Origin of the sequence: Kyrpidia sp. (genome assembly GCF_023512215.1) — a bacterium.
GTDB lineage: Bacteria > Bacillota > Bacilli > Kyrpidiales > Kyrpidiaceae > Kyrpidia > Kyrpidia spormannii.
Genome location: NZ_JAILZZ010000008.1, coordinates 40,253 through 62,742, shown reverse-complemented (window position 1 = coordinate 62,742; position 22,490 = coordinate 40,253). Strand labels below are relative to the sequence as shown.

Annotated in this window: 27 protein-coding genes; 3 read left to right on the top strand and 24 right to left on the bottom strand. The window is 59.8% G+C overall.

Annotated features, from left to right (window positions below):
- Positions 1 to 396: 396 nt before the first annotated feature.
- From K6T64_RS05250 to K6T64_RS05230, 5 genes are all read right to left on the bottom strand, one after another.
- Positions 397 to 1,107 (bottom strand): S1C family serine protease, encoded by a 711-nt coding sequence (locus K6T64_RS05250; protein ID WP_232059650.1) that lies wholly within the window; start codon positions 1,105 to 1,107, stop codon positions 397 to 399.
- 132 nt (positions 1,108 to 1,239) lie between these two features.
- Positions 1,240 to 1,551: a YuzB family protein gene (locus tag K6T64_RS05245; RefSeq protein ID WP_288008884.1), complete on the bottom strand. Its 312-nt coding sequence runs from the start codon at positions 1,549 to 1,551 to the stop codon at positions 1,240 to 1,242.
- Positions 1,552 to 1,604: 53 nt separating this feature from the next.
- Positions 1,605 to 1,997, bottom strand: coding sequence for a sirohydrochlorin chelatase (locus K6T64_RS05240; protein ID WP_100667587.1), 393 nt, complete (start codon positions 1,995 to 1,997; stop codon positions 1,605 to 1,607).
- Between the two features lie 33 nt (positions 1,998 to 2,030).
- Positions 2,031 to 2,384 carry a hypothetical protein gene (locus tag K6T64_RS05235; protein ID WP_100667586.1) on the bottom strand — a complete coding sequence of 118 codons (354 nt, stop codon included), beginning with the start codon at positions 2,382 to 2,384 and terminating at the stop codon, positions 2,031 to 2,033.
- A gap of 70 nt (positions 2,385 to 2,454) precedes the next feature.
- On the bottom strand, positions 2,455 to 3,885 hold the full coding sequence (locus K6T64_RS05230; RefSeq protein WP_288008846.1) for a leucyl aminopeptidase: 1,431 nt from the start codon (positions 3,883 to 3,885) through the stop codon (positions 2,455 to 2,457).
- 206 nt (positions 3,886 to 4,091) lie between these two features.
- Between K6T64_RS05230 and K6T64_RS05225 the strand changes: the two genes are divergently transcribed.
- A complete protein-coding gene (locus K6T64_RS05225) occupies positions 4,092 to 4,259 on the top strand; it encodes a hypothetical protein (protein ID WP_013075787.1) in 168 nt (55 codons plus the stop codon).
- 34 nt (positions 4,260 to 4,293) lie between these two features.
- On the opposite strand, the gene K6T64_RS05220 is transcribed toward K6T64_RS05225, so the two are convergent.
- The 3 genes from K6T64_RS05220 to K6T64_RS05210 all read right to left on the bottom strand — a co-directional run bounded on the left by K6T64_RS05220 (position 4,294) and on the right by K6T64_RS05210 (position 7,404).
- Positions 4,294 to 4,977 carry an SIR2 family NAD-dependent protein deacylase gene (locus tag K6T64_RS05220; RefSeq protein WP_288008845.1) on the bottom strand — a complete coding sequence of 228 codons (684 nt, stop codon included), beginning with the start codon at positions 4,975 to 4,977 and terminating at the stop codon, positions 4,294 to 4,296.
- A 105-nt stretch (positions 4,978 to 5,082) separates the two neighbouring features.
- Positions 5,083 to 5,280, bottom strand: a complete 198-nt coding sequence (locus K6T64_RS05215) for a YbdD/YjiX family protein (protein ID WP_100667583.1) — start codon at positions 5,278 to 5,280, stop codon at positions 5,083 to 5,085.
- Between the two features lie 66 nt (positions 5,281 to 5,346).
- Complete coding sequence (locus K6T64_RS05210) at positions 5,347 to 7,404, bottom strand: carbon starvation CstA family protein (protein WP_288008844.1); 2,058 nt, start codon at positions 7,402 to 7,404, stop codon at positions 5,347 to 5,349.
- A gap of 551 nt (positions 7,405 to 7,955) precedes the next feature.
- On the opposite strand from K6T64_RS05210, the gene serA reads away from it, so the two are divergent.
- On the top strand, positions 7,956 to 9,539 hold the full coding sequence (serA, locus tag K6T64_RS05205; RefSeq protein ID WP_100667580.1) for a phosphoglycerate dehydrogenase: 1,584 nt from the start codon (positions 7,956 to 7,958) through the stop codon (positions 9,537 to 9,539).
- A 66-nt stretch (positions 9,540 to 9,605) separates the two neighbouring features.
- On the opposite strand, the gene K6T64_RS05200 is transcribed toward serA, so the two are convergent.
- From K6T64_RS05200 to K6T64_RS05185, 4 genes are all read right to left on the bottom strand, one after another.
- The gene (locus K6T64_RS05200) at positions 9,606 to 10,397 is read right to left on the bottom strand and encodes a thiazole synthase (protein WP_288008842.1); all 792 of its coding nucleotides are present in this window, start codon (positions 10,395 to 10,397) and stop codon (positions 9,606 to 9,608) included.
- Between the two features lie 20 nt (positions 10,398 to 10,417).
- Positions 10,418 to 10,618: a sulfur carrier protein ThiS gene (gene thiS / locus K6T64_RS05195; protein WP_170085488.1), complete on the bottom strand. Its 201-nt coding sequence runs from the start codon at positions 10,616 to 10,618 to the stop codon at positions 10,418 to 10,420.
- Positions 10,615 to 11,265 (bottom strand): thiamine phosphate synthase, encoded by a 651-nt coding sequence (gene thiE / locus K6T64_RS05190; RefSeq protein WP_170085487.1) that lies wholly within the window; start codon positions 11,263 to 11,265, stop codon positions 10,615 to 10,617. Before thiE ends, thiS begins: the two co-directional genes overlap by 4 nt.
- 263 nt (positions 11,266 to 11,528) lie before the next feature.
- Entirely contained in the window at positions 11,529 to 11,954 is a 426-nt protein-coding gene (locus K6T64_RS05185; protein WP_100667576.1) for a CoA-binding protein, read from the bottom strand.
- 401 nt (positions 11,955 to 12,355) lie between these two features.
- On the opposite strand from K6T64_RS05185, the gene K6T64_RS05180 reads away from it, so the two are divergent.
- Positions 12,356 to 12,931, top strand: coding sequence for a YhcN/YlaJ family sporulation lipoprotein (locus tag K6T64_RS05180; RefSeq protein ID WP_100667575.1), 576 nt, complete (start codon positions 12,356 to 12,358; stop codon positions 12,929 to 12,931).
- Here the strand turns inward: K6T64_RS05180 and K6T64_RS05175 are convergent.
- The 12 genes from K6T64_RS05175 to ribH form a co-directional block, all read right to left on the bottom strand.
- The gene (locus K6T64_RS05175) at positions 12,928 to 14,700 is read right to left on the bottom strand and encodes a sensor histidine kinase (RefSeq protein ID WP_100667574.1); all 1,773 of its coding nucleotides are present in this window, start codon (positions 14,698 to 14,700) and stop codon (positions 12,928 to 12,930) included. The genes K6T64_RS05180 and K6T64_RS05175 overlap by 4 nt on opposite strands.
- Entirely contained in the window at positions 14,697 to 15,398 is a 702-nt protein-coding gene (locus K6T64_RS05170; RefSeq protein ID WP_013075799.1) for a response regulator transcription factor, read from the bottom strand. The genes K6T64_RS05175 and K6T64_RS05170 overlap by 4 nt, the downstream gene beginning before the upstream one ends.
- Before the next feature lie 157 nt (positions 15,399 to 15,555).
- Positions 15,556 to 16,293, bottom strand: a complete 738-nt coding sequence (locus tag K6T64_RS05165) for a pseudouridine synthase (protein WP_288008840.1) — start codon at positions 16,291 to 16,293, stop codon at positions 15,556 to 15,558.
- A 100-nt stretch (positions 16,294 to 16,393) separates the two neighbouring features.
- Positions 16,394 to 16,900 carry a spore maturation protein gene (locus K6T64_RS05160; RefSeq protein ID WP_170086850.1) on the bottom strand — a complete coding sequence of 169 codons (507 nt, stop codon included), beginning with the start codon at positions 16,898 to 16,900 and terminating at the stop codon, positions 16,394 to 16,396.
- 26 nt (positions 16,901 to 16,926) lie between these two features.
- Positions 16,927 to 17,529, bottom strand: coding sequence for a nucleoside recognition domain-containing protein (locus tag K6T64_RS05155; RefSeq protein ID WP_170086849.1), 603 nt, complete (start codon positions 17,527 to 17,529; stop codon positions 16,927 to 16,929).
- An 87-nt stretch (positions 17,530 to 17,616) separates the two neighbouring features.
- Positions 17,617 to 18,717 carry a D-alanyl-D-alanine carboxypeptidase family protein gene (locus tag K6T64_RS05150; RefSeq protein ID WP_288008839.1) on the bottom strand — a complete coding sequence of 367 codons (1,101 nt, stop codon included), beginning with the start codon at positions 18,715 to 18,717 and terminating at the stop codon, positions 17,617 to 17,619.
- Between the two features lie 91 nt (positions 18,718 to 18,808).
- Positions 18,809 to 19,264: a GerW family sporulation protein gene (gene ytfJ, locus K6T64_RS05145; protein ID WP_288008838.1), complete on the bottom strand. Its 456-nt coding sequence runs from the start codon at positions 19,262 to 19,264 to the stop codon at positions 18,809 to 18,811.
- Positions 19,237 to 19,926, bottom strand: coding sequence for a DUF2953 domain-containing protein (locus K6T64_RS05140; RefSeq protein WP_288008837.1), 690 nt, complete (start codon positions 19,924 to 19,926; stop codon positions 19,237 to 19,239). Before K6T64_RS05140 ends, ytfJ begins: the two co-directional genes overlap by 28 nt.
- 46 nt (positions 19,927 to 19,972) lie before the next feature.
- A complete protein-coding gene (gene scpB, locus K6T64_RS05135; protein WP_100667567.1) occupies positions 19,973 to 20,542 on the bottom strand; it encodes an SMC-Scp complex subunit ScpB in 570 nt (189 codons plus the stop codon).
- The gene (locus K6T64_RS05130) at positions 20,535 to 21,293 is read right to left on the bottom strand and encodes a segregation and condensation protein A (protein ID WP_288008835.1); all 759 of its coding nucleotides are present in this window, start codon (positions 21,291 to 21,293) and stop codon (positions 20,535 to 20,537) included. The genes scpB and K6T64_RS05130 overlap by 8 nt, the downstream gene beginning before the upstream one ends.
- A gap of 25 nt (positions 21,294 to 21,318) precedes the next feature.
- A complete protein-coding gene (locus K6T64_RS05125) occupies positions 21,319 to 21,954 on the bottom strand; it encodes a site-2 protease family protein (protein WP_288008834.1) in 636 nt (211 codons plus the stop codon).
- Positions 21,938 to 22,444, bottom strand: coding sequence for a 6,7-dimethyl-8-ribityllumazine synthase (gene ribH, locus K6T64_RS05120; RefSeq protein WP_100669280.1), 507 nt, complete (start codon positions 22,442 to 22,444; stop codon positions 21,938 to 21,940). The genes K6T64_RS05125 and ribH overlap by 17 nt, the downstream gene beginning before the upstream one ends.
- Positions 22,445 to 22,490: the final 46 nt, after the last annotated feature.

The window sequence follows — 22,490 nt, the reverse complement described above, 5'->3', positions numbered from 1 at the left end:
ACGGAACGACCCGGCGAGCATCCCTCATGAAACCAGGGAACCTGTCCGCCGGGTCTTTTATCCCTTCGGTGTGGCCCTGAGGCCTGCACCGCTCGGTCCTGTCCATTTACTCTGGCCGGATCCCTAGGTGCACTTCCGCTGTCGCATTATACTATACTACATTGACTCGTGAAACACAACACATAGTTCACCATATGGCATAACGCGAAAAAAGCCATATACCCGACATCATTGAAAGCGGATCGCTTTTGGTAGGGGCACCGCATTCTTCGGACCACGTACCACCGGTGGTAAGGAGGGGACACCAGATTGAATTGGAACCCATTGTGTACAGTCCAATCTGTTATAGCCCACCCTGAAGCATGCGGTGGAACAGCGCGCAAAATCTGCTGCCGCCTACTCGGGTAAGCCGAGGCGCATCTCTCTCAGGGCTTTGCGCACCACATCCACCGCGATAGCAAAGCCGATTCCCTGGGAACTCTGGCTGACCGCCGTGTTGATCCCGACCACTTTCCCCCGCAGATTGATCAGAGGTCCTCCGCTGTTGCCGCGGTTGATCGCCGCATCCGTTTGAATCAGATGGGGATATTTGCGATCTCCGATCGCCATAGGCCGTTCCTTAGCACTAATCACCCCGACGGTGACGGTGTGGTCCAAACCAAGGGGGTTGCCGATGGCCACCACCCACTCACCAACTCGCAGGTCCCGCTTTTTGGCCAATTGTAGAATTGGAAGTCCAGGAGGCTTGGGCACTCGGAGGACCGCCAGATCCAGTTCATAGTGAGCTCCGACCACCTTGGCCTCCACCACCCGGGTACGCCCCAAAAGCCGCACCAAAATTCGAGAAGCGCCGTGAATGACGTGTTCATTGGTGAGGATCAGCCCCCGGCGGTCGAAAAAAAAGCCGGAGCCGATATTGAGCTGATGCAGTTCCCGATCTTCTCCCCCCTCATCTGGCGGGGGCAACGGCCATCCCGGGATCCGAGAGACCGCAGACCGAGGAATATCCTGCACCACCTCGATATTGACCACTGCCCCCTTGTATCGCTCGACAACGTCCGCGATGCGATACACCGATCGGCCGGGCGCTTTGGGTCTTGTCTTCATACCCGTCCCCCCTCGCATCCCATGGGGATGGCGTCTTATAGAATATGACAGGGGAAGAAGACGGGTGAACCCAAAGGAAAAAGGCCGGGAACGATGTGTGCCCATCCCGGCCCTTGAAAGCCTTGGGGAAATTCAGGATTCACCGGACGAGGTGTCGGCAGTCCCACTGTTGAGAGCCATGGCCGCAGCTGTTCCCGGGATGGGCTCCCGGCGGAAGAATGGCTGCATGCCCCGCTCTAATTTCAGGTACAGATCTCGGGCGTTCCGTCCGTGAACAATGGCGTTGTTTCGCAGGACAAAGGGCACGTCGGTACACAGCCCGCAGACGTCGAGGCAGTCCGAGACTTCGATTTTTAGGTCGGGGTACTTCTCCTGCAAGGCCCGCAGAACATCTCCGGATTTCTCAAGATTTTTTTTGCAGAATTTCAAGGATAACGAATTCATGCCACTCAATGCACATTCCCCTTTCTCCCGGGGCAACTCACCGGGACATTCCCTCACCCCGCTACGGTGTCCATCTCCGCCAGAGCCTGTTCCGCCCGTTCCTCCACAATGAGAGCCAGCCGGGGATCATAGCCCAGATGCCCTCCGAGGCCGATCTGGATCCCCGGATGCCGGCGTCCAGCTTCCTCAATGATCCGGGGGAGATCGCGAAGGACGTGCTTTCCCAGGTGGAGAAAATACGGTACAATCACCACTCGGCTGGCCCCTTGATTGATGCAGCGTTCTATCCCTTCCGGAATGGACGGCGGGGTGATCTCCAAGAAAGCCGCTTCCACGATGTCCCATCGACCTGATCGCTTCAAATCGTCCATCACCCGATACATATCTTCAGCGGCCGTCTGAAGCTGACTGCCGTGTCCAATCAACAGCACCGCGGTTCCCGCCACATTCGTCGCCCCCTTTCTCCCTGAAACACAACCTTATCGGGGATCAAACCCCGCAGCCCCGAAGGGCTTCGGGGCGGCCTGTACCCCTTCGAACACAAAGAGCCAACCGCGCTCCGCCCGGTAAATTCTCATTTCCACATGCTCATCCAACATCAGCAGATGAAAAAGATTCATATCCGATTTTATATAAGGGCTGAGATGTTCATCGTGGAAACGCATGGCCAACACCCGGCCGCGTTCATGCTCGGGAACTTCCACGCCTGCCCACCCCTCGATCTCGCCTTCGCGAATCGGCGGCAGCAACCGGGAAGTCCGGGACTTCAACGTCTCATAGAGATCCTTTGCGGCCCGGGCCTTGCGACTGCCCTGGGTGATCATCACGTACATAACCGCGTACACTCCTTCATCGCCTGAAACAAGCGTTGGCCCAAGGCCGAGAATCCGGACTCGCCAGTTGTCATGCGCTTGCCAGCCGGTTCACCGCTTCGGCCAACAAGCGGACGCCGAACCCCGTCGCCCCGGCGGGCAGGTAACCCTTCGTTTTCGGCGTATCCATGGGTCCGGCCATGTCGATGTGCGCCCAAGCGACCCCTGTCGGGACAAAACGCTTCAAAAACAAAGCGGCCGTGATCGCACCGGCGTATGGCCCCTCGCTGATATTTTTGAGATCGGCATAATCACTGTCCAGCAAGGACTCATACTCTTCCACCAGGGGCATGGGCCAAACCCGATCCCCCACCTCTTCCCCGACCTCCTGCAGCAGTTTTCGCAGCCCTTCATCGCCGAAAACACCCGCGATCTTGGGACCCAGGGCCGCAGCGCACGCACCGGTTAAGGTGGCGATATCGATGACCGTGCGCGCCCCGCGTTTTCCCGCCAGAATCAGCCCATCCGCGAGAATCAGACGTCCTTCTGCATCGGTGTTGGCGACCTGAACGGTGGTCCCGTTCGCGTAACGAATAATGTCTCCGGGCAACATGGAATGCGCCCCGGGAAGGTTCTCTGCAGCCGGTACCAGTCCCACCACATGCACCGGAAGACGCAACTTGGCAATCACGTCCAAGGCCCCGATGACCGCAGCTGCACCCGCCATGTCCATCCGCATGTCGCTGATGTCCCGCTGGGTTTTCAAACTGATGCCACCGGAGTCAAAGGTCACGCCTTTACCGACCAGGGCAATCAGCGGTTTGGACGAATCCCCGGTATAGTGCATTTCGATGAGGCGGGGACCATAGCGGCTACCCTTCCCCACGGCCGTCAGACCTTGAAGGTCCATCCGTTCCAATTTCACGCCCCCGTACACCGAGACTTCCACCGGAGTACCTGAAAAATGCTCTTGTACCCGGGAGGCGAGCAGATCGGGCCTCAGGTGATTGGCCGGCTCATTGGCCAAATCCCGCGCCAGACACGTCCCCGCTGCATCCGCCTCACCCCGGCGAATCCCTGCAAAAAGTGATTCGGACTCGCGAGTTCCCCGAAGCACGTCCACCCTCCGCAACCTTTGCGTCTGCGGGTCCGACCGATAGCGATCAAACCGGTAGGTGCCAAGCACGAGGCCTTCAACCACAGCCCGGCCCAAGGCGTCGGCCGGAAGCGGAAGCTCAGGAAGGTGTACCGCCACCTCTTCCCATCCTTCTTTCAGGGCCATCCGGCCAGCTTCCCCCATCGCCTGCCGAATATGTTCCGGTTGAACTTCCCCTTCAGGACCGATACCCGCTGTCAACCATAGCCGGACCCCGTCTCCATTGCGAAAAAAGGGGGTCACTGTGCCTTTTTTGGCATGGCGTTCGCTCACGGGCAAGCCTAGAGGTGAACCCGCCGCGAACTCCGGGGTCAGGAGTACAATATGGCAACCCAAAGGGGAATCGGACTCTATTCTCCACTCCACCGGGCACTCCTCCATTCCTTCCCTAGCTTGCGGGTCGTGCCGCCTTCAGGCTCCATTATACCGAACTGCAGCAGGGCCGACCAAATGGCTTTGAGAAGGATAAGCCAATCACCGGGATTTGACATCTTTGTGAACCCGCATTGCATACTTTTCTGATCCGGTGGTAAGATGACGGAGGAAGAGAGTCGGACAGAGGAGGATCCGCCATGTTTCGCTACTATTTTGGCATTGCCATTATGTGTGCGGTCTTTGCGATTTTTACGCTGTTTCTCGGAGAGCGGGCCCCGGAGGCTTTAGCCACCATTTTCATCGGTTTCGCCGGAGCTTTCGCCGCCATTGCCTTTATTACCTCCGGCCCGGAATCCCGCTGGTAACACTCGCCCCGGTGCCCCGGTGCGCCGCCGGGGCCTAGGCTCTGCCCACCAGAATGGGCACCAACACCTCCGCCCGGCGGTTGATGCGGACAAGTGGAATCCCTTTTCGATGCGCGGCCAAAGGGATCTGATTGATGGGAGAGACGTCGAGGCGGGTGCCGATGGCCACCAACAGGTCCGCATCCCCCACCCAGTCCATCACCGTGGCGAAATGTCGCACCGGTTCCCCGACAAACACCATGTTCGGAGCGAGCAGGCTGTTGCACCCCGGACAGCGCGGCACATCCTCTCGAAACGCCAGCCGCGCCTCCAAGATAAGCCCACACTGCCGGCAGGCCAGTTCAAACAGCCTTCCGTGAACTTCCACACAACCGCTTGACCCCGCTTTTCGGTGAAGACCGTCAACATTCAAGGTGACCACCCGCCCACCCCAAGCCGCCAAAGCCCGATGGGCCGGATTCGGCTCAGCCCGTCCCCAGTTCCATAACCAATCCCGGTAACAATCGAAAAATTCCTTCGGCCTGCTCTCAAATCTGCGCCGGGTAAACAGCGTACGCAGGGGGATGCCGTTCCACCTCTGGCCCACCGTGGGCAGCCCCGAAGCGACGCTGATCCCCGCTCCGGACAACACGAGAGGGCGCCGAGCGCTTTGCCACAATCGCCCCCAAAACTCAAGGTCTTGCCGGTCCTCTTTTGCAACCTGCTCACCCACCGCCACGCCGAGTCCCTCCTTGAGGATTCGTTTTCCCACCCCGGGCCCGTTCCATGCTGACAAAAAAAGCGGGGGTGGGTCCCCCGCCTCGGCACTCGGTGCCTGAGCTTGTCAACAGCAGCGCGTCGGGCTGCCGCTGTCGTACCGATCTTTGAGATATTGGGTGTAGAATTCTTGCCTGGACAGCGGAGGTTTCTCCGGGTGAACGCGCTGATGGCGCTCCAGATACGCCTCGTAGTCCGGCATACCGAAGACTGTTTTCACACTCGTGCGCAGTTTACAGAACCAGCCCTCCACCGAGGATTTCACGACCTCATCGCCTCCTTAAACGCACCCTTTCATCCATTGAGTCCAGGGAAGGAACCGGGACCGGCATCAACCCTGAGTGCTGGAAGGCACAAAGGGCGTTTCCTTTAATTCCGGTTTACGCTTCTCGATCAACACTTGGTACCAAACTCGCAGTGCATCGAGGAGTACGCCCACCACAACGATGATGAATATCGCAGTCATAATCGCGTCCACCCGGTCGTTAAACAGCATTTTGTTCATGTCGGCCATGGACTTCGCGGGTCCGATCAGTTTCCCGGCCGCTATGCCGTCGGCGACCACCTGGGCGTGCGCCAGAAACCCGACCGCTGGTTTGGGGTCAAACAGTTTCTGCCACCCCGCCGTCAGGGTGACCGCCAAGAGCCACGCGAGAGGCAGGAGTGTAATCCAACTGTACCTCGCCTTGCCCATCTTGATCAAGACCGTCGTGGCAACGATGAGGGCGATGCCGGCCAACATCTGGTTCGAGATGCCGAACAGGGGCCACAACGTGTTGATGCCTCCCAGCGGATCCGTCACGCCCTGATAGAGGAAATAGCCCCACCCCAAAGCGATCACGGCGCTGGCAAATACATTGGCGCCAAAAGACTCCGTCCGCCCAAGGGGCTTCCAGACATTGCCCAGCAAATCCTGGAGCATAAACCGTCCAACCCGGGTTCCAGCGTCAATAGTGGTCAGGATAAATACCGCCTCAAACAGGATGGCAAAGTGGTACCAGAATGCCTTGAATCCACCCATAAACTTTGAAAAGATGTCCGCCATGCCCACCGCCAGCGTCGGAGCGCCACCGGTGCGGGACAAGATGGTGTGCTCGCCCACGTCTTTGGCCCACTGGGTGATGGTGGCGGCATCCACGGTAAAACCCCACTGACTGATCTTCGCCGCTGCGGTGACGGCGTCCGTCCCAATGACCGCAGCCGGCGAGTTCATAGCAAAATAGACCCCCGGGTGCAGCGAGGTCGCCGCCACCATGGCCATGATGGCCACGAAGGACTCCAGCAACATCCCGCCGTAGCCGATCATCCGGGCCTGGGACTCTTTTTGAATCATCTTCGGCGTCGTCCCAGAAGAAACCAAAGAATGGAAGCCGGACACCGCGCCGCAAGCGATGGTGATAAACAGGAATGGGAACAAGTTCCCGCTGAACACCGGCCCCGTCCCGTCCACGAACCGGGTGAGCTTCGGCATGTGGATCGGCGGCAGCACGATGAGGATACCGATGGCGAGAAGAACGATCGTACCGATCTTCAAAAACGAACTGAGATAGTCCCGGGGCGCCAGCAGCAGCCAAACCGGCAAGATGGAAGCAATAAATCCGTACAAGATCAGCCACTTCGCCAGGGCAGTACCACTGAGGGTGAAGACGCCCGACCAATACGGGTCTGCCGCCACGTACTGCCCGGCCCACAGGGCCAACATCAACAGGACGATGCCGATGATGCTGCCTTCCAACACCCGGCCCGGCCGGATGAATCGCATATAGATCCCCATGAGCAGCGCGATGGGAATGGTCATTACGATGGTAAAGGTTCCCCACGGCGAACCTTTCAGGGCATTGACCACGACCAACGCCAGCACGGCAATCAAAATGATCATGATGGCGAGCACGCCGATGGAGGCGAGAATTCCGCCAAAGGCGCCGATCTCATCCCGGGCGATCTGCCCCAAAGACCTGCCGTCCCGGCGCATCGAAGCGAACAGGATGACAAAATCCTGAACAGCTCCAGCCAGCACAACTCCGATGATGATCCACAAGGTCCCCGGGAGGTACCCCATCTGGGCGGCGAGAATCGGTCCCACCAAGGGGCCGGCTCCGGCAATCGCCGCAAAATGGTGACCCAGAAGTACCCATTTGTTGGTAGGCACGTAGTCTTTCCCGTCGTTGTGGATTTCCGCCGGCGTCGCCCGGCGATCGTCCAGCCCAAAGGCTTTGTGCGCCATGAATTTACTATAAAAACGGTAGGCAACGGCGTAGGTGGCCACTGCGGCGATGATCAGCCACGCAGCGCTGATCGTCTCCCCGTTACTGATTGCTAATACGGCAAAAGCCGCAGCGCCCACAATGGAGATGAGCGTCCACAACAGAATGGAACCCAGCTTCTTCAAACTCGATCCCCCTTTTGAAATGAATCATTATTTTTTATATATTTCTGACGGGGACCCCGGCCCCGGTCCCCACCCCATTGTACACGATCCCATTCAAGATTTCATCAAGATTTTTCAACACCCAAGATCCTTGACAGGTTGGCCGACCCAGTGCTACAGTTACGACAATGAAGGCATCATTTTATTGGTGAAGGAAAAGCGATGAGGGAGTCCCGACAGACAAAGAGCGGTACAGAGAGCCGGTGGATGGGTGCAAACCGGACCGCGTGTCTAGCCGGCAGCGCTCCCGAGTGCCTGCGTGAAGCGCCGACGAGCGGCGTGGGTAGCGGGGCCGGCTGACTCCCGTTAGTGAGTCGGGTGACATGGTCACCCAGCGAGGGCGATGCTGCGAGGCATCGCTGAAAAAGGGTGGTACCGCGAAAGAGGACCTTTCGCCCCTTGCGCCGCACGCGCAGAGGGTGGAAGGTTTTTTTGTTTGACTCCGCCCGACTCGCCAAGGGAATCATCGCACGCCTAGGCGTGCAACAAGAACATCCGGGAGGTGCCCTACCGTGTTCAAGATTCTTGTCAGTGATGCAATTTCCGAAGAGGGGCTCAAAAAACTGATGGACGCCCCCGATGTGCAAGTGGACATTCGCCCGGGGCTACCCCCGGAAGAACTCAAGGCGCTGATCGGCGAATATGACGCCCTTTTGGTCCGGAGCCAGACCAAAGTCACCGCCGACCTGTTGGCCAGCGCCCGCAATCTCAAGGCTGTGGGCCGGGCCGGAGTGGGAGTGGACAACATTGACATCGAGGCGGCCACCCGCCGGGGGATCATCGTGGTCAACGCCCCGGACGGGAACACGATTTCTACAGCGGAACACACCTTTGCCATGCTGATGGCCTTGGCGCGAAACATCCCTCAGGCCTACGCATCAATCCAATCGGGCAAGTGGGACCGGAAGTCTTTTGTCGGCGTAGAGCTCAGGGGGAAGACCCTGGGGATCGTTGGCCTTGGTCGCATCGGCACCGAAGTGGCCAAGCGGGCCATGGCCTTCGGGATGACGGTGCTGGCCTACGACCCGTTTCTCACCCGGGAGAGGGCCGATCAACTGGGCGTCGAATCGGTCTCGGTAGACGACATCTGCCGCCGGGCGGATTTTATCACCGTCCATACCCCCCTCACCAAAGAAACGAGGCACATGATCTCCGGGCCGCAGTTCGCCTTGATGAAAAAGGGCGTTCGCATCCTCAACTGCGCCCGGGGCGGGATCATCGATGAGAAGGCGCTGCTCGCCGCCTTGGAAGACGGAACCGTGGGAGGTGCCGCCCTGGACGTTTTCGAAGAAGAGCCGCCGAAAGACAATCCGCTTCTGGCGTCAAACCGAGTCATTGCCACCCCTCACCTGGGAGCTTCTACGGTGGAGGCCCAGATCAACGTGGCCATCGACGTCGGGGAAGAAATTTTGAATATCCTGCACGACCGGCCCTTCAAGAACGCGGTGAATCTCCCATCCCTCCCCGCCGAAGTGATGCGGGCCGTTCAACCCTACCTGACCCTAGGGGAAAAACTGGGCCAATTGATCAGCCAGATCGCCGCGGGTCGCCTTTCCGCCATCGAAGTCACCTACGGCGGCGCGGTGGCAGAACGGGAGGTCGCCCCGGTGTCCCGGACGATCCTAAAAGGAATTCTCAGCTATCATCACGGGGACGAAGTCAATTATGTGAATGCCCCCTTTATCGCAGAGACCTTGGGCATCAAGGTGACGGAGACCAAAACCGGCCGGCACAAAGTGTTCAACGACTGGATCTCTGTCCAGCTCACCACAGACGAAGGCACCCACAGTGCCGCCGGGACCTTATTTAACGGACTCGGGCCGCGAATCGTCCAAATCGACGGTTATTCCGTGGACGTAGCGCCCCAGGGAACCCTGCTCATCACCCGGCATATCGACCAACCGGGCATCATCGGCCAAGTCGGCAGCCTTCTCGGCGCCGCCGGCGTCAATATTGCTGCCATGCAAGTCGGGCGCAAGGAGCTCGGCGGACAGGCGGTGATGGTCCTCGCCGTGGACAAACCGGTGGATGCCGAGACCCTGGCGAACATCGGCCAAGTCCCGGGTATTCTGGCGGTGCGGGACGTGTCCTTGTAATACCTTCGATCACCCGTAAAAAAAGCCCCGCCAAATGCGGGGCATTTTTTTACGTGCCGGGCCACCTCACCGGCCCACCATGCCTTCCACTGGACTGCTGGCGCTCGCGTACCGTTTCTTCGCCACTCGACCGGCCAGATACCCCTTCCGGCCGGCTTCCACCGCCAGTCGCATCGCTTCGGCCATCAGGACCGGGTCCTCGGCCCCGGAGACGGCGGTGTTCAACAAAATCCCATCCGCCCCCAACTCCATCGCCAAGGCCACGTCCGCGGGGGAACCGATTCCGGCGTCCACGATCACCGGGACCTTTGCCTCCTCCACGATGTAGCTCAAGTGATACGGATTCAGAATCCCCAACCCCGTTCCAATCGGGGCCGCGCCGGGCATCACCGCCGCCGCCCCCACTTCCTCCAGGCGCTTGGCCAAGATTGGATCGTCCGATATGTAGGGCAGGACGATAAACCCCTCTTTCACCAGCACTTCGGTCGCCTTAAGTGTCTCCACGGGATCCGGGAGCAAGGTCTTGGGGTTGCCCACCACCTCAACCTTGATCATGTCGCACAGCCCCGACGCCTTCGCAAGCCGGGCGATCCGCACCGCTTCTTCGGCGTCCGAGGCCCCGGCGGTATTGGGCAGCAGGGTGAACCGTTGGAGGTCGAGCCGTTCCAAAAAATTGGGTTCATCCGGGCGATCCAGGTTCAACCGCCGCACCGCGAAAGTCAGGACTTCAGCCCCCGAAACCTCCACCGCCCGACTTTGTACATCTAAGTCCGAAAATTTTCCCGTCCCCAAAAACAGCCGGGAGCGAAAGGTCCGCCCTCCGATGATTAACTCGTCATTCTCCACCTGCGTCTCCATGCCGGCCTCTCCTTTCCCTTTTAACCCCCACCTACAAAATGAACGATTTCCATGTGATCGCCGTCTCGCACCGCCTGGATATCGTACTGTTCCCGGGGGATGATCTCTCGGTTGAGCTCGACCACCACCATGCGGTCAACGAGGTGAAAATGATGCAGCACATCGGCGACCGTTCTCACCTCGGGGATCTCTTTCCACTGCCCGTTCACATGCAGCCTCATCCTCCCCCCTCCCTCCTTTGTCGGCCCCTGAGGATGGCTTGCACAAACGCTTTGGCTCTTTCCAGAATATCCTCCGTGTCGACAAGCCCTCGGATGACCGCTAAACCATCCGCCCCGGCCGCCGCCAGCTCCTCGGCATCCTCCAGTCGAATGCCGCCGATGGCGATGATGGGAAGATCCACCGCCTGGCGGATACGGCGCAACCCGGCGATCCCCACCACCGGCTTGGTGTCCGTTTTCGTGGCCGTCGCCCGCATCGGACCAACCCCGATGTAGTTCGCCCCCTGAATCGCCGCCTCCCGGGCCTCCTCCACATTGTGAGTGGAGATCCCGATGATGCGGCCCTCCCCCAGAATCTCCCGGGCCGCTCGGATCGGCAAATCCTCCTGGCCGAGGTGGACCCCATCCGCCTCCAGGGCCACGGCCACATCCACCCGGTCATTGACGATCAACAGGGCACCGGCTTCCCGGGTCATCCGTCTCAGCACCCGTCCAGCCTCCAGCAACTCCCGAGTGTTCAGATCTTTTTCCCGCAGCTGAATACAGGTCACTCCGCCGGCCAACCAATCCCCTGTCACTTCTTCCAAGGACCGGCCGCGATAAAATCGCCGATCGGTGATCGCATACAGGCCGTGGATCTGTTTCACCTTCGCTCTCCCCTCACCCGCCCCATCGAGTACCGCCCGCCTATGGGAATGTAACCCTGCATCCGGGTCCCGGGAGGATTCAAAACTGCCGTTCTTGATGTATAGACCGGGTCCATTCCGGTTATGCTGATAACAGAGCCGAGGCGTGCAAACCTCAGCTTCTCCTCTCTCTCTTTTCTTGAGGCGGCCGGTCGATCCGGACGCCTCCTTTTTTGCTGAGTTCGGCTTTTGTTGAGGTCGGGTTTTGTCCCCGTTTCTCGCCTTCAGAGTTCCGCCCCACCTAAAAGTCGCTGGTGTTCGATCTTCATGCAGCGGTCCATGACCACCGTTAAACCCGCGTCCTGAGCCCGCTTCGCCGCCTGCTCATTGACGACTCCGAGCTGCATCCACAGCACTTTTGCGCCGGCCTGCACCGCTTGGTCCACCAGTTCATCCACCTCTTCACCCCGGCGGAATACATCCACAATATCCACCGGACCCTCCACCTCCCGGAGGGAGCGATGGGCTTTCCGCCCCAGACTTTGGCCGATTCGCGGATTGACGGGAATGATCTCATAGCCTTGGGACTGCAGATAAGACGCGACCTCATAACTTGGCCGATCGGGGTTATCGGACAGTCCCACCACTGCCACGGTCTTCGAGGTCTTCAACAAATTCGCCAATTCTTGGTCCGTCGGATTCTGAAACACCGGCCACCCCTCCTAAGAGGATCGATTGTTGGTCTTCGATCTGCCCGGGACGGAGGGTTTCGTGGGGAGGAATTTCACGCCAAAACGCCCCTGGGGTGTGCGAAAAACGGCGACATAATCCGGGTAGTTCCGATCGCCGCGCCACCCTTCTTCTCGCAGGCGGGCTGCATAACAACCTGCCTGAAACTCACTGTCGAACAATCTTGCACAATAGATCCACCCCATGGCGTCCTCCAACCCATCGTCCTCATTTCGCAGTTTATCGCGACACGGCAACCCGCGTTCCTTTTCAGTATATCCCAGTCTGCAGTGACAACCAAGCATGCGGCAACGTTGGATTTTTGACACGGCCTGTATAAATCACCCCGCCCTCCGGCACACTAGGTCCGAGGTGAACCGGAATGCCTTGGAACGCATCCCTGAGAATGTCCTTACCTCTGGCTGTACTCATCGCCAGCGTTGTATCCGGATGTGCACCTTCCGCTGCCCCACCCGAATCCCCTCGGGACACGGGCCCCCGGGTGACAGAGGACGGGACTCAGCGACCCGAAGAGGTACAAACGCCGCCGGGGGAGCAGGTCAATAAAGCCCCTGCTCCGCGACCGCAACAGGCCCCTCAGCAGGCCGGAAAACCCGCGAGCCCCGCACCCCCGGACACGGTGATGCGCCAGATGAACGACGCTGCCCGCCGGGTTCCCGGCGTCGAGGGCTCGACCGTGGTGTTGGTCGGGCGGACAGCCCTGGTTGGCGTCGATCTTGATTACAAAATCACCGGCTCCAAAATCGACTCTATTAAACAGTCCGTCAAAGAAGCCGTGGAACGAACGGACGGCGGCTACCGGGTGGCGGTCACCGCCGACGTGGACTTGGTGGCCCGGCTCCGGGACATAGCGAGCGGTGTCCGACAAGGAAGGCCGGTGTCGACCTTCACGGACGAAATCGCCGACATTCTCAGCCGCCTGCTGCCCGAAACTTAGCCCTGGCGCTGCCCTTGGTAAAGGGGCAACAAAACGGTGAACGTCGTCCCCTTTCCGAGCCGGCTTTCCACCGTAATGTCCCCATCGTGCTGAAGGACGATATTCCGAGCGATCGCAAGCCCCAGGCCCGTGCCTCCTCGATTCCGAGTACGGGCCTTGTCCACTTTGTAAAACCGCTCCCAAATGTAAGGAATGTCCTCAGGGGGGATCCCGGCCCCTTGGTCTTCCACCGCAATCCTCGCCGTGTCCTGGCTCACACTAAAACGAATCGTTACAGAGCCCGGAGGCTGGGTGTGCCGAAAAGCGTTGTCGATGAGGTTTGTCAGGACTTGTTCCAATCGATCCGCATCGGCATCGACAATCACTGGGTCATCCACCTGCATTGCCAATTGAAAGGACAGTTTCCTTTCCTGAGCCAGAGCCGAGAACTTCCGCCAAATCTTTTGGACCAAGGGCCGCACGTCCACGGGTTGTCGTTTCATCACGAACCGCCCGGACTCCAGTTGGGCGAGATCCAGCAAGTCGTTCACCAGTCGGCGCATGCGCAGCGTTTCTTCCAAGATGATTTCCGCCAGTTCCCGGCGTTGCTCCGGGTCGTCGATAAAATCATCCACCAACGCCTCGCTGTAGCCTTGAAGCATCGACAAAGGGGTGCGCAGTTCATGGGAGACATTGGCGACGAAATCCCGGCGCATCCGCTCAATGTTCAATTGCTCGGTGATATCCCGAAGCACCGCCACCACCCCCCGCAATGCGTGGGATCCCGGCTCATACAAAGGGGCCATGGTGACGGCCATCGTTCGGCCTTGTCCCACCACCTCCCGCTGCTGCGCTTCTTTCGTCTCGATCACCTTTTGTTCAACCTCGAACAGTTGACTCGGCAAGCGGTTCTCCGAAGGCTGGCCTTCTTCTGCCATCGATAACGCCCGCAACCAGCGCCGGGCTGGGGGATTGGCCAGCAGCACCTTCCCCGTCAGATCGGCCGACACCACCCCATCGGCCAAACTCGCCAGGATATTGGCCAACTGTTCCTTCTCCTTGGACAACGCTTTTATATTTTCTTCCAGATCGTGCGCCAATTTGTTGAGGGTCAGGCCCAAACGGCCGACCTCATCCCCGGTGACAACCCGGACTTTCCCGCGAAAATCCCCCCGGGCCATCCGCTCGGCCACCTCATTCATCTGGACCAGGGGGCGGGAGAGATTTTTCGAGATGACAAAGGCAAAACCCGTGGTCATGACGATGGCCAGACCCCCGGCATAAAAAATCGAATGCTGGATCTGGCTCATCGCCTCCTGGCTGGGGGCCAGAGGCTGGGTGAGAAGCATCAACCGAACCGCATCTCCCTGACGGGCCAAGGGGACGACGATCCACAGATTGTTCGAATGGCCGCGAAACTGCGGAACGTCCTGAAGAAACGATCGGCTCGGGGGGATCACATCCCCTCCGGTCAACAATTTCGACCGCTCATCTACAGTCAAGCGACTCCACACCGCCTCGGCGGCGGGATCTTGATTCGGCGTCCCCAGCACGTACAAGCTGGCCCCCGCCTGTCGGGCCAGGTTTTCGGCCACCACCGATGCTTCGGGACTGCCCGTGCGAAGGGTCGAGGCAATATAATCGGCGCGATTCTGAAAAGCCTGGGCTTGCACCTGGTACAAGTAGGTGTCAATCATCTGTTCCAGGTACATAGACAAGAGCCCCAGCACCACCACCACCAAACCGGCAATGGTGAGCCAGAGCTTGGAAACAATACTGTTGCGGATCACTCTGCCACCTCGAACTTATAGCCTACACCCCACACGGTGACGATCATCGCGGCCGCCGGCTGAGACGCCTTCCCGAGCTTTTCCCGGAGCCGTTTGATATGCGTATCCACAGTGCGCTGGTCCCCGTAGAACTGATAATTCCAGACATCCCGGAGCAGTTCTTCCCGGGTGAACACCTTTTCCGGCCGCTGGGCCAAGTAACACAGAAGCTCGTATTCTTTCGGCGTCAGGCTGACATCCTGCCCGTCTGCCGTCACTTTCCGGGATTCGAGATTGATGGTCAAGTGCGGGAATGTAAACACCTGGGTTAGCTCATGCTCGGCAGGTCCCTGGTGTACCCGCTTGATCAGCGCCTTCACCCGCATGACCAATTCCCTCGGACTGAAGGGCTTGACCACATAATCGTCCGCACCGAGTTCAAAGCCGTGGATGCGATTCATCTCGTCCCCGGCGGCGGTCAGCATGATCACCGGGGTATCCTTTTGTTTGCGAAGTTGCGCGCAGACCTCCCGTCCATCCAACTCCGGCAGCATCAGATCGAGGACAATCACCGCGTAATCGTTGGCCAATGCCATCTCCAGGGCGGTGCGGCCGTCCTCCGCCTCCTCCACTTCGAATCCGTTTCGCTCCAGATACATCCTCACGAGACGACGAATCCGCTCCTCATCGTCCACCACAAGAATCTTGACCGGGTTCATTCACACATCTCCTTCCGACGCCGGCTCCGGCTACCCGCGCATCGCTGCGCCCCCCGCTTGGACAATGACTGTGCCGCTCGGGTGTACACTCTCATGGTAACCAACGGACAGCCGAGTGACAAGCGATGCGTTGCACCGCCGCCGCAGAGATCGAGGATCACCGGGGTTCCCGCCCGTCAGCGACCAATTTCCGCAAAGTCCTCTCTTCCTCATCGGTCAGCGGACGAATCTCCCCGGGCGCAAGCCCATCTATTGTAAGATTCCCATATTGGACCCGGGTCAACTCCAAAACCGGGTGCCCCACCGCTTTGCACATGCGCCTCACCTGGCGATTTCGCCCTTCATGCAGGGTGATGTCAAACTCCGACCTCTCCCTCCCCCTCCCCCGCAGCCGCACCCGGGCCGGCGCCGTCCTTACCCCATCGAGGACAATGCCTGTCTCGAGCCTCCGTATCCCTGGATTCTCCAGATACCCTCTCACCACCACCCGGTACGTTTTCTCCACCCCGAATCGCGGATGCATCAGACGGTGGGCCAATTCCCCGTCATTCGTCAATAACAAAAGCCCGGAACTGTTGATATCCAGACGCCCGACGGGAAACACCCGTTTGGGAAGATCGCGGACATAATCGGCCACCGCCGGCCGGCCCTGGGGGTCGTGCAAGGTGGTGACCACCCCGATCGGTTTGTAGAACAAAAAACAGACCGTACGGTCGGGGATGGCCACGGAACACCCATCCACTTCGATGCGGTCCACTTCCGGATCCACCTTGAACCCCTGCTCCACCACGACCCGACCGTTCACCCGCACCCGACCCTGGGCAATCCATTGCTCCGCCTTTCGTCGGGAGGTTAACCCCGCTCCGGCAATCACCTTTTGTAGCCGTTCTTTCACCCATATTCCCCCTGGCCAAGGGCCCGCGATGATTTCGCCATCGATTCTACCTCATGGACGGGACCTCCACCAGTCGAGCGGCCGTTCCCCGACATCCCCGTCATCCCGGCGGTCCAAAAACCAACCAGACGGCCACCGCCGACGCGGCAGCACTGACCAGATCGGACAACAGCCCCACCTTTAGGGCATAGCGAACCTTCCGGATCCCCACGCTGCCAAAATACACGGTGATGACGTACAAAGTGGTATCTGTGCTCCCTTGAATGGTTGAAGCCAACCGGCCTGCCCACGAATCCCCGCCATGGGTGCGCAGCACATCAATCATATAGGTGAGGGAACCCGTCCCGGAGATCGGCCGCAACAATACCATCGGTAACACTTCGGCGGGGAAAATTCCCGATATCCACTGGGCCACAAGACCCGTGATCCACTCCAGGGCCCCGGAATCGCGAAACACCCGGATGGCCACCATCATGCCGACGAGATGCGGGATGATGCGAACCGCCGTCTCGAATCCATCTTTTGCGCCCGTCACAAAAGTTTCATACACCGGCACCCGGCGCAGGGCCGCCCACAGGACCGTCCCCACGAAAAAAGTCGGCAACATCCACGCCGAGAGAGCGAAAAACACGTTCACTTTTTCGCCCCCCTCCTACCCCGGGCGTCCCGTCGGCGGTAATAGCGATCGAGAAAGATCGCCGCCGCCGTCCCCACAGCGGTGGCGAGAATCGTAGGGGCGACAATATCCGTGGGACTGGTGGCGCCGTACTGCATGCGCAGTGCGATCACCGTCGTGGGCAAAAGGGTCAGGCTGGCGGTGTTGAGGGCCAGCAAGGTGCACATGGCGTCACTCGCCTGCTCCTTGTCGGGATTGAGCTCCTGGAGTTCCCGCATGGCCTTGAGCCCCAAGGGCGTCGCCGCATTGCCCAGACCGAGAATATTCGCACTCATGTTTGACAGGATGGACCCCATAGCCGGGTGATCGGCGGGGACCGAGGGAAACAACCATCGGGCCAAAGGCCGCAGCAGCCGGGCCAGGGCGGCAATTAACCCGGCCTCTTCTGCGACCCGCATCACCCCCAGCCACAGGACGAGGATACTGATGAGGCCTAGGGCGACGGCCACGCCCTCCTCCGCTCCCTTGAGCATACTCTGAGTCACGATGTCGATTTTGCCTTGGAACGCCGCCGCCACAAACCCAGAGATCAACAATCCGAGCCACAGCGCGCTGACCATCCCCATCCCTCTCTCCCAAAGCCCCGGACGATCGGATCTTTGTCTATTTGGCCCGACCGGGGCAGTTTGATGCGGAGGCTCGTGCCGCTACAACCACAAACGGCGAAGGTCCCACCAGGGGCGCCGATCCACGGGTTGCATCGCTACGATTGCATATCGATGAACCTCTTCTCCCACCTGAATCCGCAACAGGCCTGCGGGTTCGCCCCGTGAAACGGGCGCCCGGAGTGTTGGCTTTAGTTCCCAGTCCACGTGAAACTTTTCGTCAGCCCGGATGGGAAACCGGTCCGGGCCCTGTACCCGCACCGGAACGGTTGGCACCACACCACCGCGAACCGGCACCGAGGCCGGTCCCCCTGGAACCGGCACCCACTCGTAGGTCTGAAATACATGATCGAACAACCGAGCCGTATCCGCCCAATCGTCCGGATCCTTCAAGACCACCACCACCACCTGATGCCCATCCCGGGTCGCCGAGGACGCCAAGCAACGCCCGGCCCGCTTCGTGTAGCCCGTTTTCACGCCGTCTGCTCCCGGGTAGCGCCACAACATCTTGTTCTTATTGCGCATCACCCGGTCCCAGGATTCCCCCGGCCAGGGCATTCGATGGTATTTGGTGCGAACCACCGCCGCGAACTCGGGATTCTGCAAGGCTTTCGCCGTCATCATGGCCAAATCCACCGCAGAAGCCCCATGTCCCGGTGCGTCCAACCCGTGAGGATTCGCAAAATGAACATGCCGCAGCCCCATTTCACGAGCCTTGGCATTCATCAGGGCCGCAAACCGAGCTTCAGATCCGGCCAGGTGTTCGGCCACGGCAGTGGCGGCGTCGTTCCCAGAGCGCAGCATCATGGCATACACGAGATCCCGCAACGTGTACGTCTCCCCGGCCCGAAGATACACCGATGACCCTTCTTTCCGGGCGGCATTGGCGCTGATGGTCACCCGCTCGTCCAGGCGTCCCGACTCCACGGCGAGCCACCCGGTGACAATTTTGGTCAAGCTGGCAATGGGCATCATCTGGTCCCCATTTTTCTCGTACAGGACCCGCCCACTTGCAACGTCCACCACCGCCGCCCCTTGGGCAGAGATCCCATACACATCCGGGGAGTGCGCCGAGGCACCCCCCACACCTGGAAACAGAACCATCATTACCGCGACAACCCCTGCCAACACCCGCCCCGCCATAATGACCTCCCGCGTCGTATATGTATGCTCGTCTTCCCGAACTTACGCCGCCCGTCCTCGTGAAGCCGAGGCCGGGCAGGCGCTCGGTTGCTCACATCACCGTATTGGCAGAACCCCCAGTCCCAGAAGCGGTGGTGGTTTGCGTATTTTTTCCCATCATCGCTTGAATCCGGTCGAGGACCGAGGGAGCCATTTCCAACAGCCGGTCGTACAGTTGCGTGGGGCTTTGGGTGGATAAAATTTTGACCGTACCGTGGCTCACGACCAAAAAACCGATTGGGGTAATGGAAACCCCCCCGCCCGCGCCGCCTCCGAAAGGCAGGTTATTTCCTCCCCCCGAGTCTTTGGCGGCATCCTGCCCTTTTGGACCCACCGCGTCAAACTCGCTCCCTCCGGCGGCGAATCCAAAACCCACTCGGGAGATGGGAAGTATCACCGTACCGTCCGGCGCTTCCACCGGATCCCCGATAATTGTGTTTACGTCCACCATGTCCCGAAGATTCTCCATAGCGGTCTGCATCAAGTTTTGGATTGGGTGATCCGCCACAACAAGCCCTCCTTCCATAAGGCAATGGCCATCGCAACCCCTGCGCGGATAGCCTGCCCCGCCCGGAACTGGGCTATTCCCTCGAACTCTACTTCGATCAGCCGGCGCTGGAAGTCGGGATCCACTCGGGCCTCGGGTGAAACAAGACGCACCCGACGGGCGAGAAGTGCCGCCATCACATAAAAAAAGGACCAGAGAACGCCGACCACCACGCCGGTGGATGCCGCTTCCCCAGTACCTATCCGCACCTTTGCCCGCCAAGTTTTAATATGCACCCTGTTTAAAAAATTCGTCAGTGCGTGTCGGGCCCCTTCCTGGGTCCTCCAAAGCCGGGCGATCCGCTTTCCAGTGTCAGCATATCTCCTCCAAGCCCACAACCCTTCTTCAGGGCCCGCCTTTGCCGGCTCGGAGGCTCCGGGCCCTTCGTCCAGCTTTCGGGCTCCTTCCACCGCCCGTTCCACCACGGTCTGGAGGGCTTCTTCACCTCCCAGCACCCAATGTTTCGTGATGATTCCCCACAATCCTTGAAAATCGACGGTCACTCGATCTGCTCCCTGATGGTGCACGTAATGGAGCTGTACGACAACCGGCGAAATGGCAGCCAGCCCAACGACGACGCCTATAATGAAGAATGCCCCGAAGATCCAAATCCACGCCGACATGAAAAGTGTTCCTCCATCACCCGAAATTCACAGGATAATATCCCCTTCAAGTTCCGGTTTCATCCGGATCATCGGGTGATTCTTCGTCCTCGGCAAACAGTGGAAACCCTTCTTCTTCTTGTGTCGTCGCCAACTCTGGAAACGGCAGATCTCCCAGTTCTTGCAAACCGAAATACTCCAGGAAGTACGGGGTGGTGCCGTAGAGGATTGGGCGCCCCGGAGCATCGGCCCGCCCCGTCTCCCGGATCAATCCACGACCCAACAGCGTTGCCAGCGCCCGCTCGGACTTGACCCCCCGAATCTCTTCGATGTCGATTCGGGTCACCGGCTGACGATACGCGATGATGGCGAGTGTCTCCAGGGCAGCCTGGGAGAGGGGGGGCAGGCGCGGACTCTCACTCAACTGTTCGAGGAACGGGGCGTGCTCGGGCCGGGTCGTCAACTGGTAGAGATCGTCCAGTCTCCGGAGCTGAATGCCCCGTCCCGCCTCATCCAGGCGTTTTCGTAACTCCTCGCACCGATTCCGGACCTCCTGGGCCGAGAGTCCGGTGTACTGGGACAACTGCCGCTCATTCAGCCCTTCCTCACCGGCGGCGAACAACAGCCCTTCAATCACCGACGTCCAATCGAGTTCCGTCCTTTTCTACCCCCTCATCGATCCAGGCGATCCAGATGTCGCCAAACACCACTTCCTGAACACATCGTACCCGGCGCTCTTTCATGAGTTCGAGAAGAGCCAACAAGGTCACCACGACCCGGGCGCGGTTCCGCTTCTCACCAACAAGATCAGCAAAAGTGAGGGCCCTCGCCCGACGGAGCCTGGCTGTAACCGCCCGCACCCAATCTTCAATCCGCAGTTCGTCCCGGTCCACCGTCGCCGGTCGGTTTTCGGCGAAAGCCCTCCACAGCACCCGTTGCCAGGCCTCGATCAGTGCGTCCACCGACGAGACGGGGCCGGCTGGCCGCAGGATTTCCGGGGATTTCACCGATCGAGGCCGGGTCCAGACCGGTTTCCGTCTTTCTTCGAGTTCAGACAAATGACCGGCTAGATATTTGAAGGCTCGATAAACCGCCAAGCGCTGGGAAAGGGCCAGCCGGGGGTCGGCTTCCTCCGCCTCCGCTTCCCCGGGTTTCGGAGAACGGGGCAGCAGCATGCGGCTCTTGATTTCCAGGAGCCGGGCGGCCATCACCACGAATTCGCTGGCCACCTCCAGAGATAACTTCTGCATTTGCCGAAGATAGTCTAAATACTGTTCCGTAATCTCCGCGACCGGAATATCCCAGATATTGAATTTTCTCCTCTCCACCAGATGCAGTAAAAGGTCCAGGGGTCCCTCAAAAGACCCCACCCGCACGTCATAGGCCACCCTTCCCCCTCCCCGTCGCCCGCACCTAAAACGTGTAACCCGTCCAGGCCGCGAACAAACGCAGTCCTCCAAACACCCACGGAACAATCACGTATTGGCTCAGAGGTGTGATGACCACCAACAGAAGGACAAAAGGCCCGATTGTCGCAAAGGTATGCCAGGCCCTCCCGAGCCGCCTGGCCACCGCCAACTCCAGCAGCCGGCCGCCGTCAAGAGGTGGTACGGGGATCAGATTAAAGAGGGCCAAGACCACGTTGATCAATACCGAATATCCGAAAACCCCGGTCAAAAATGTCCCCCATAATCCCGGCAGGGACGCGGCCGCCCCGCCGGTCATGTTCCACACGAGGGCCAGTGTAACGGCGATAACCAAGTTTGCTGCCGGGCCGGCGGCGTACACCGCAGCCAAAGCCCATTTGCGATCCCGAAAAACCAGGGGGTTGATGGGGACGGGTTTGGCCCAGCCAAAGGGTCCGAACAGAATCAACAACAACCCGATGGGATCAATGTGAGACACCGGATTTAACGTCAAACGGCCGGCCCGGCGGGGCGTGGAGTCCCCGAACCGATCGGCGACATAACCGTGGGCGAGCTCGTGAAACACGATCCCGATCAGAAAAGCGATCAGCCGGAAGATGAGATCCTCACTGTTCCACAACACGGTGCCCGTCCTCCTCGACGGCCCGGGATAATCGGCGCATCAGGTCGGCCATCTCCACCGCAGACACCGCCGCATCCCAACCTTTGTTGCCTCCCTTGGTTCCCGCCCGTTCCACCGCCTGCTCAATGGTGTCGGTGGTGAGAATGCCGAAAATCACCGGCACCCCGGTTTTCAAGGCGGCCGCGGCCACCCCTTTCGCCGCCTCCCCGGCCACGTAGTCAAAATGCGGGGTAGCGCCGCGGATCACCGCCCCCAAAGCCACCACCGCATCGTAACGCCCGGATTCCGCCATCTTCTGGGCTACAACGGGGATTTCAAAGGCCCCCGGTACCCAGGCCACATCCACGTCTTCCTCCCGCACGCCGTGTCGCCGCAGAGCTCCGAGCGCGCCTTCTAGCAGTGGCCGGGTGATCAGTTCATTAAACCGCGAAACCACCAATCCGAACCGAGCTCCTTCGCCGGACAATCCACCTTCGAAAATTCGTGCCACCCCTACGCCTCCCCGCCCGTGATCACCGGCCCGGGTCCGGGGTATG

Coding starts and splice junctions, on each gene's coding strand:
- K6T64_RS05245 (WP_288008884.1), bottom strand. CDS start 1,551: ATGAATTCGTTATCCTTGAAATTCTGCAAAAAAAATCTTGAGAAATCC.
- K6T64_RS05180 (WP_100667575.1), top strand. CDS start 12,356: ATGCCTTGGAACGCATCCCTGAGAATGTCCTTACCTCTGGCTGTACTC.
- K6T64_RS05150 (WP_288008839.1), bottom strand. CDS start 18,717: ATGGCGGGGCGGGTGTTGGCAGGGGTTGTCGCGGTAATGATGGTTCTG.
- K6T64_RS05140 (WP_288008837.1), bottom strand. CDS start 19,926: ATGTCGGCGTGGATTTGGATCTTCGGGGCATTCTTCATTATAGGCGTC.
- K6T64_RS05155 (WP_170086849.1), bottom strand. CDS start 17,529: ATGGTCAGCGCGCTGTGGCTCGGATTGTTGATCTCTGGGTTTGTGGCG.
- thiS (WP_170085488.1), bottom strand. CDS start 10,618: ATGAGGCTGCATGTGAACGGGCAGTGGAAAGAGATCCCCGAGGTGAGA.
- K6T64_RS05160 (WP_170086850.1), bottom strand. CDS start 16,900: ATGTTGCCGACTTTTTTCGTGGGGACGGTCCTGTGGGCGGCCCTGCGC.
- K6T64_RS05235 (WP_100667586.1), bottom strand. CDS start 2,384: ATGTACGTGATGATCACCCAGGGCAGTCGCAAGGCCCGGGCCGCAAAG.
- K6T64_RS05200 (WP_288008842.1), bottom strand. CDS start 10,397: ATGGAGACGCAGGTGGAGAATGACGAGTTAATCATCGGAGGGCGGACC.
- K6T64_RS05250 (WP_232059650.1), bottom strand. CDS start 1,107: ATGAAGACAAGACCCAAAGCGCCCGGCCGATCGGTGTATCGCATCGCG.
- K6T64_RS05170 (WP_013075799.1), bottom strand. CDS start 15,398: ATGAACCCGGTCAAGATTCTTGTGGTGGACGATGAGGAGCGGATTCGT.
- K6T64_RS05225 (WP_013075787.1), top strand. CDS start 4,092: ATGTTTCGCTACTATTTTGGCATTGCCATTATGTGTGCGGTCTTTGCG.